We start from the raw sequence: 7,980 nt of genomic DNA, 5'->3' as shown, positions 1-7,980 counted from the left end.
ATATATTCCAGTTTCAATATATATCCATATTTATGCGTGAGAATCTTATCTGGTGTTTGTGAAATTGTAAGTATCCGTTAGTATTTAGAAGAAAATTAAACTTTATAGAGGGAGGTTATTATTGTATGGATAGAAAAAATATCGAAATTGTTCTATTAAGCGGTTTCCTTGGAAGCGGTAAAAGTACATTATTGAAGCAGCTGATACAAATAGAAAGAAATAATGGAAGAAAAATCGGGGTATTAATGAATGAATTAGGTGATACAAGTATAGATTCATCCATCATACCGAGTGAGACTCCCTTAAAGGAGATGCTAAATGGCTGTATTTGTTGTACGATTCAGGGGGAATTAAGTTTACAACTAAATACTTTATTAACAGAACATGAGTTAGATGTTATTTATATTGAAGCTACTGGGGCAGCCCATCCGTTGGAAGTCATAGATTCATGCACGCACCCTTTAATTGCAGGTAAAGTAAGTATAAAAAGTGTAATTACTGTTATTAATGCCCTTCAATGGCATGAAGGAAAAATGAGTAACAAATTAAAAAAACTAATTAGAGCCCAGGCTGAATTTGCTGATATAGTACTTATAAATAAAATTGATCAGCTGCCGGAAAATGCTTTAAGCCTGATAAAGAATTCTGTGAAGGAACTTAATCAACAAGCCTTAATTTTACCTGTTAATTATTCAAAGATTGACCCTTCTATACTTTATACTTCCGATAATGAAAGAAACAAACCTGCACATAGCCATATTAATGACTCACATGTACACGACCATTTACATTTAAAAACTATAACAGTCTCTATTAAACAGCCAATAGAGAGAGTCCAATTCATACAGTTTCTAAAGCACCTTAAAGGGCACCTATTTCGTGTGAAAGGATTTATTAAACTTCAGGAAACGCCGGGAGTATTTTTATTTAATTATGCTTATGGAGATCCTGTTTTTGAAAGATATACCATTCAAAAAATAACTAAGCAAGTATTGGTCTTTATAGGAGAAGGGTTGGATGAGAGAAAGATTTATAAAGGGATAAGACAATTAGAATGATTTATCGTAACTGAGAATTGAAAAAATTAGATAGATTAGAGCATTGTTAGGAGGAGCTGGAAAGTGTCTAAAATCCCAGTCATTATAATAAGTGGTTTTTTAGGGAGTGGAAAAACGACTTTGTTAAAACAGTTGATTGAAAGGTGTGATGATAAAAAAATTCAACCTGCTGTTTTAATGAATGAAATTGGCAAAACAGATTTGGATGGGGAAATATTAAATCAAACCAACAACAATCAGATAGTTGAGAAGTTATTGGATGGCTGTATTTGCTGTAATAAAAAAGACGAAGTTACAGATTCAATGATTAAGCTGCTGAAAAAACAGCCTGATGTCATTTTTATAGAACTGACAGGGGTTGCTAACCCTGAAGAAGTGGTGGATTCATTAACGGAACCTGAATTAAAAAATTATATTTACTTAGAAAAAGTAGTGACAGTGCTTGATGGAGAAAATGTCCTTGAATACAACAGCATTTTCGAATCGGATCGTGAACTCGTTCGAACAACAAGAAGACAAATCGAAGTTGCAGATGTATTAATAGTTAATAAAGTGGATTTAATAACAGATTCTTATAAAGAAAAAGTGAAAAAAGCAGTCCTTAAACAAAACCCTGTATCACCGATTTACTTTACCACGTATAGTGAAATTGATATAGAATATTTACTGATAAACATAAAACAGATTAAAGCGAAACCTGTCCATAAAATACTAAATAAAAATGAGCATAGCCATGCAGAGAATATTCATAAGCACGGCCATACTCATGGTCACAGTCAATCGTTCTCACGGATTAAAACGGTGACTTTATATGTTAACAAGACAACTAAATCTTCTAAAATTGAGAAATTCTTGAAAAAGTGGCGTCCCAATTTGTTACGGGCAAAAGGGTATATTCCTTTAAAAGATGGATGTTACTTATTTCAACATGCTATGAAAAGAAACTATTGGGAGCCTTCACAATATACAGGTGCAAAATATTTAGTACTGATAGGGATAAACCTTAGCACCGAAGAGATACAAGGTGAATGGGACAAATCAATTTAGATTAAAAGCAAAGAAGGATTTAGTTCCTTTGTTATTTTAATAGAGCGAAATATTTACGATTTATGTCTGAATAGAATATACTCCTTAGTAAATTAAACGGCTCTGGAGTGCCCAGGAACCTGCTCAATCAGTCCAATCCATTATAAAAACCTCCTTCACTAGAAGGAGGTTTGGAGTTATCTCAAAGCTCTCCAAGTCTGTGGACCGACAATTCCGTCTACGCTTAGCTTCTTATCACGTTGAAATCTCCTGACCGCATTATTTGTTTCAGGGCCGAAGATGCCATCGACGGATGTAATTTTGTATCCATTTTGCCTCAATGATCTTTGCAGTTCAGTGACTGCTGCCCCACGGCTTCCTTGTCTAATAGTGGCTTGCTGAACCTGGGAAGCAGAAGTGCTGCCAGAATTCTTTTTAGCAGTGGATGTCTTGGTTCCTGTAGATTTACTGTTAAAAACTGCTGTTCTTGTCTGAGGTCCAACCACACCGTCTACAGTCAGCTTTTTATCTTTCTGGAATCTTCTAACAGCAGATTCTGTGCCTGGTCCGAAGATGCCATCAACGCCTCTAGTATTATAGCCAAGTCTGGTCAATTGCTCCTGAAGTTGTTTTACACTCGTTCCTCTACTTCCCCGACGGAGTGTAACGGCTGAACTAACAGGAACAGAACCGCTTTTTCCATCAAGTGAATAGCCGTTAGCTTTTGCGATGGAATTGAAGGATCTTGAGGACGAGACAATGACCACCGGTGTATTTACTCTGACTTTGTCATACAGCCACCTGACTTCATTATTGTGCATGCGTATACACCCAGCGCTTGCGTAAGTCCCAATGGATGAAGGATTGTTATTGCCATGAATCGCATAGGTATTACCATTGGTACCGTTTGCATTGATACCCAGCCAGCGGTTCCCTAATGGATTCGACGGATGGCCTCCAGCGATATTTCCTGTATAGTAAGGCCGGTTGACTATTTTATTGACAATTCTAAAATTTCCTTCCGGTGTGAGTCTTGCAGTCCTTCCTGTTGCTACACTGAAAGTACGCATAAGCGTGTTATTTTCATAGAATGCGAGCTGATTGTTAGACTTGTTAATAATGATTAACTGGTTTGAACTGCTGGCGGCTGCGGAGGAGGGAGGTGGTATTAACCAAACAAAGAAAAGTAACCCGGCCAGTAAACAGAATAAAATTTTTTTGATCATGTCTCATTCCCCATTTCATTAAGTTACTAATATATATGGGCCAGTGCTGGTCCAGTTACCAGACTGGAAAAAATGTAATTATTCTGACAAATGAGACGCGGTTAAACCAGCGGATTTTCGAGCTTTAGTAAACAAAATTTTGGTATTAGTTTTTAAGAAGGCTGCGATCTGAATGTTCTCTTTATGAGCAGCAATATTTAACTTAGTAAGAAGGGGAACTGTACATTTTAACTGAAAGAAGGGGGAGGGTGAGTCGGATAAAAGGTTATTGGACTGAAATAGATATTAGACTTTATGCTATCGTCATACGAGACTTAGAAGAGAGGTGTTAAACATTTAGCGAGGTGCTTGAAGCAGAACGGGATGATGAAATTATACATAATGGCATGTGACAGGCAACATTGGTAAAATGGTTACTTCTGAAAACGTGAGTCCTCCATTGATCCTTAAAACGCGGGTAATCTTATTAACAAAAATACTTCCATCTGACTTAAGAAAACCTGAAATACTCACATTTTCCTCACCTTCTTTCCTTTCTTCTATACTTATATTATACGATTATTTCCAAATATTAGCTATATAGATTGGTAATATAATATTCGACATCCTGCATGGAGACAGCTGCTTTTCTAAGTTGGACTGGGATATTATCCGAAAAAAAGAACCACTACCTGTTCAAGGGTTATGGCTCTCTTTTTCTTATAATTTTTTGACATATTAATTTTTATTGGAAATCTCCTCTAAGTTCTTTTAAAGCGTTTTTTTCTTCCTGAATTTCAGCCTCAGTTCTGACGCCGGCCCTTCTGATAACCGAGAGCGGAGGGCACCAGCCTTGAAGAGCGTGCTGCAATAAAAATCCTCCTACAATGCCGGGCAGGATATTCCACTTTCTGCTTACCGTGGCGCCGAGAATACTCCCAGCGACGACTAGACTTGCCGCATTGGCTTCCAGAACTCTTTCTGTGTCCCATTCCTGATCCAATTCATCTAAGCGTGCCGAAATTTCCTCAGGGCTCTTATTTTTATAGTAGTCGACGTTCTGCTGAATCTGTTCTTTGAATTCCAAATTAATATCTTCTTTAGTATGCTTTTGCACCCTTTTATTTGTAGCGGGTAAATCTGCCATTATTATCACTCTCCTGTAAAAGGTAACTTGGAGGTCTGTTACCCGTATATGTATTACATTTAAACTTATTTTGAAAATCAGTATTTAATAAGAACGTTAAAATAATACGATTAATCCTTAAATTTGTTTCTGTTATAAGCTAAAATAAATAAAGACAATATAGAAAAGAGGACAGTAAGAAATGATTATTTATGATTTACTTTTAATTGTCACCGGCATAATTATCGGTGTTATAGCAGCCGATCCCATGAAGAAGCTTTTTACGGGTGGCTACAAAGAGGAGAAGAGGCAAAAAAAGCGGGTGAAACTGCTTCTTTATCTGCGGGAAGAAGCTGCGCATGAAAAGCTTACTGCCCCGGTTCTCGCTAATAAAGTATTCAAAGGAAAAGAAGACGGGGAAACAGTCCATCAATTATTAGAGGAAATTGAAGATACCGGATTTGTTAAAAGCATTAAAGCTGGAGATAATGACTGGAAAAAACGAAAATGGTTTTTTAACAAGAAGAAAGTGAGCTAAGATCTCAAACGGGCCTGTACCTCTCACGGTACAGGCCCATCTTCTTTATCTGCTTATGAACATCTGTGTCCAGTGGTTGCCGGCAGGCTCATATCCCACACCTATATGAGTATAATTCGGGTTTAATATATTTTGACGGTGCCCCGGACTATTCATCCATGCTTGTACGACTTCTTCAGGCGATCTTTGGCCCTGAGCTATATTTTCGCCAGCTGAATTATAAGTAATTCCGTGGTCTCTGATCATATCAAATGGCGATCCATAAGTTGGACTTGTGTGAGAGAAGTAATTATTTTGCTGCATATCTGTCGATTTTCGGCGTGCCACATTGCTTAATTCCACGTCTGCCTGGAGTTCAGACAAGCCTGCTTCTCTTCGGTGGTTGTTTGTCAGCTCAATAACACGACGTTCTTCCTGGCGAAGTCCTTGCGTTTGCTGCTGAGTTTCTGCCTGACGCGGCTCTTCTGTCTGCTGTTGCTGAGGCTGTTCCGCCTGCTGCGGTTCTTCCGGCTGCTGAGGCTGAGGCTGCTCTGCCTGCTGCGGTTCTTCCGGCTGTTGCTGAGGCTGCTCTGCCTGCTGCGGTTCTTCCGGCTGCTGTTCTGGAGCAGTTTCTTGAGGACCGGCTTCAGGGGCTTGCTGCCTTTGCGGGATTTCAAGTTCGATACGCTCTTGTCCTCCGCGCTGCAAGTGTTCTCTTAATTGCTGTTCAAGAGCATTCAAGTCTACTGCACTTAAATCGAGATCCAGGTCATACAGCTCTTCTAAGTGAAATTGTGCTGGATCAATTTCAAATTCAAAGACCGCATCCTGGATTTTAACTGCTCTCGTATGCGGAAAACTGTGGCTCGGTATATCCGTTGATTCAGCGGATAAATAAAACGAGTCCGCCTGGCCGCCGCGGTGAGGGCTTGCTTCATGTCCTCCCATATCCATGGCATTCTGGTTATCCACATTGCAGCCAATAGCCATTAATGTCGTTAAACAGACAAAACAAATTAATATGAGTTTATTTTTCATCCATCTCTCTCCTTATTTTAAACGATTAGTCTTATCCTCTCTCTGACCGAAAGAAATTATAGATGGAAAAAAACGTTACTTTTAAAGAAAAGATTACACCATTAATCCGTCTGTGTTCTTTATTGATTACTTCGTTCCACTGGTGAACTGAAAAAATACAAATCATTTTTCATTAAAAAAACGCCCATTCCTTCAGAAAGGAACAGGCGCTCTAATATAAATTTGTTGTCATTTTTTAACCATTTACGATTTTCCCGCCGTTAATATGAATAACCTGCCCGGACATGTAAGAAGAATCTCCGGAAGCTAGGTGAACATAAGCTGGCGCTAATTCTACTGGTTGTCCCGGTCTTCCCATAGGGCTGTCTGTACCAAATTCAGCCACTTTATCTGCAGGGAAGGAGGCAGGAATTAATGGTGTCCAGATTGGACCTGGTGCTACTCCGTTTACTCTGATTCCTTCTGAAACCATGTTTTCAGATAAAGAGCGTGTTAAGGCGAGAAGAGCACCTTTAGTAGCAGAGTAGTCCATGAGTACCGGCATTCCCTCGTAAGCCACTACGGATACGGTGTTAATAATGGTGCTGCCTTCTCTTAAATGGGGTTTGGCAGCTTTAATAAAATGGAATGCTCCGTAAATATTTGTTTTAAATGTTCTGTCAAACTGCTCTAGTGAAATATCTTCAATGTTTTCCTGGAAATGTTGTTCAGCTGCATTATTAATCAGGCAGTCAAGCTGTCCGAAATGATCCACAGTCTTTTTGACAGCTGAGAAACAAAAGGCTTCTTCCCCAACATCTCCCGGAATAAGCAGACATTCACCATTATACTTTTCAACAAGTGCTTTTGTTTTTTGGGCATCTTCATGCTCGTCTGCATAAATGATGGAAAGTTTAGCGCCTTCTTTAGCAAAGGCTACTGCGACAGCACGGCCGATTCCGCTGTCACCGCCTGTCAGGATGACTACTTTATCCTGTAATTTTCCAGATCCTTTATATTCAGGATCATCGTAAATTGGTTCAGGATTCATTTCACTTTCAAATCCCGGCTGTCTTTGCTGCATCTGCTCAGGTTGTCCATCTTGCTGCTGCTTGTTTATATCAGAAAATTTCATTCTCTCACCTCAAGTTATTATAAATTTACTTCGCTTTTTCTAAACAGCTGATCATGCGTTTTTCTACATCATTGGCCAATTTATGCACCTCAGTGTCGTCAATAAAATCCATTAAAGTTGAAGGTTGAGGCATGCCTGCAAATGTTTTTCCCTCATCTTCGTAAACAACCACTTTACATGGAAGGAAGTAACCGGCAAGTTTGGAGTGTCCGAGTATCTCCTGGGCATCTTTAGGGTTGCATACTTCAAGGATATGAAAGTTATCGTTGTAATCGAGGCCTTTTTCCTGGAGTTTTTCTTTTACGTTAAAGGACCAGAGGACCCCGAATCCTTCTTCTTTTAACTCACCTTCAAGTGATTCCATAAGCTCCAACGGCTTTTTGCTGCTTTCAACAGTATAATCAAAGCTCATTTTATACACCTCCGAATAATTTTAGTCATCACGGTATATGTATTACCTAAAATCGCTGATTAATAACATATTATTGGAAGACTACCCGCTTTTTCCGTCACATTGACTTATGAAAAGGAGGGGAGTAGAATAAATAGTGCATAGAGATGCTGGCGTTTCAGAAAGCCTTAAAGTCTGTACATAAGAATAAGCGGGTGTAGTTTAGTGGTAAAACCTCAGCCTTCCAAGCTGATGACGAGGGTTCGATTCCCTTCACCCGCTCCAGTATGACATGATATAATACATAAAATAGGCAATTCTAAAAGTAGTGTTTCTTTTGCCGGGAAACGCTGCTTTTTAATATTTCATAAAAGCCTTTTTATTTGGCTCTATACTGAATGTTGTGGTGCGTCCTGTGTCTCCAAGGGGCGGAGCCCCTTGGAGACACAGGCACAAAAAATGCACCTAATTCTCTCTCTTTGTTAACCTTGAGTTACCACACACA

8 protein-coding genes and 1 tRNA gene are annotated in these 7,980 nt (G+C 39.1%); 4 read left to right on the top strand and 5 right to left on the bottom strand.

Annotated elements, in window-relative coordinates:
- The first annotated feature begins 125 nt into the window (after positions 1-125).
- Both K8O68_RS15255 and K8O68_RS21645 read left to right on the top strand, forming a co-directional pair.
- Positions 126-1,058, top strand: coding sequence for a CobW family GTP-binding protein (locus K8O68_RS15255; RefSeq protein WP_230897719.1), 933 nt, complete (start codon positions 126-128; stop codon positions 1,056-1,058).
- Between the two features lie 63 nt (positions 1,059-1,121).
- The gene (locus K8O68_RS21645; protein WP_230897718.1) at positions 1,122-2,105 is read left to right on the top strand and encodes a CobW family GTP-binding protein; all 984 of its coding nucleotides are present in this window, start codon (positions 1,122-1,124) and stop codon (positions 2,103-2,105) included.
- A gap of 176 nt (positions 2,106-2,281) precedes the next feature.
- Here the strand turns inward: K8O68_RS21645 and K8O68_RS15245 are convergent, their stop codons facing one another.
- Complete coding sequence (locus K8O68_RS15245) at positions 2,282-3,310, bottom strand: L,D-transpeptidase family protein (protein WP_255717267.1); 1,029 nt, start codon at positions 3,308-3,310, stop codon at positions 2,282-2,284.
- A gap of 724 nt (positions 3,311-4,034) precedes the next feature.
- Entirely contained in the window at positions 4,035-4,436 is a 402-nt protein-coding gene (locus K8O68_RS15240) for a YgaP family membrane protein (protein WP_230897716.1), read from the bottom strand.
- Positions 4,437-4,617: 181 nt separating this feature from the next.
- On the opposite strand from K8O68_RS15240, the gene K8O68_RS15235 reads away from it, so the two are divergent.
- The gene (locus K8O68_RS15235) at positions 4,618-4,953 is read left to right on the top strand and encodes a hypothetical protein (RefSeq protein ID WP_230897715.1); all 336 of its coding nucleotides are present in this window, start codon (positions 4,618-4,620) and stop codon (positions 4,951-4,953) included.
- A gap of 45 nt (positions 4,954-4,998) precedes the next feature.
- Here K8O68_RS15235 and K8O68_RS15230 read toward each other — a convergent pair whose 3' ends face one another.
- The 3 genes from K8O68_RS15230 to K8O68_RS15220 all read right to left on the bottom strand — a co-directional run bounded on the left by K8O68_RS15230 (position 4,999) and on the right by K8O68_RS15220 (position 7,496).
- A complete protein-coding gene (locus K8O68_RS15230) occupies positions 4,999-5,970 on the bottom strand; it encodes a CAP domain-containing protein (protein WP_230897714.1) in 972 nt (323 codons plus the stop codon).
- Positions 5,971-6,205: 235 nt separating this feature from the next.
- The gene (locus K8O68_RS15225; RefSeq protein WP_230897713.1) at positions 6,206-7,084 is read right to left on the bottom strand and encodes an SDR family oxidoreductase; all 879 of its coding nucleotides are present in this window, start codon (positions 7,082-7,084) and stop codon (positions 6,206-6,208) included.
- Between the two features lie 25 nt (positions 7,085-7,109).
- On the bottom strand, positions 7,110-7,496 hold the full coding sequence (locus K8O68_RS15220) for a DUF302 domain-containing protein (RefSeq protein ID WP_230897712.1): 387 nt from the start codon (positions 7,494-7,496) through the stop codon (positions 7,110-7,112).
- 190 nt (positions 7,497-7,686) lie between these two features.
- Between K8O68_RS15220 and K8O68_RS15215 the strand changes: the two genes are divergently transcribed.
- Positions 7,687-7,760: transfer RNA gene (locus K8O68_RS15215), tRNA-Gly, on the top strand.
- Positions 7,761-7,980: the final 220 nt, after the last annotated feature.

Source organism: Salipaludibacillus sp. CUR1, assembly GCF_021028955.1.
Lineage (GTDB): Bacteria > Bacillota > Bacilli > Bacillales > Salisediminibacteriaceae > Salipaludibacillus.
Note: the sequence above shows the minus strand (reverse complement) of the source record. Positions and strands in the feature narration are given on the sequence as shown.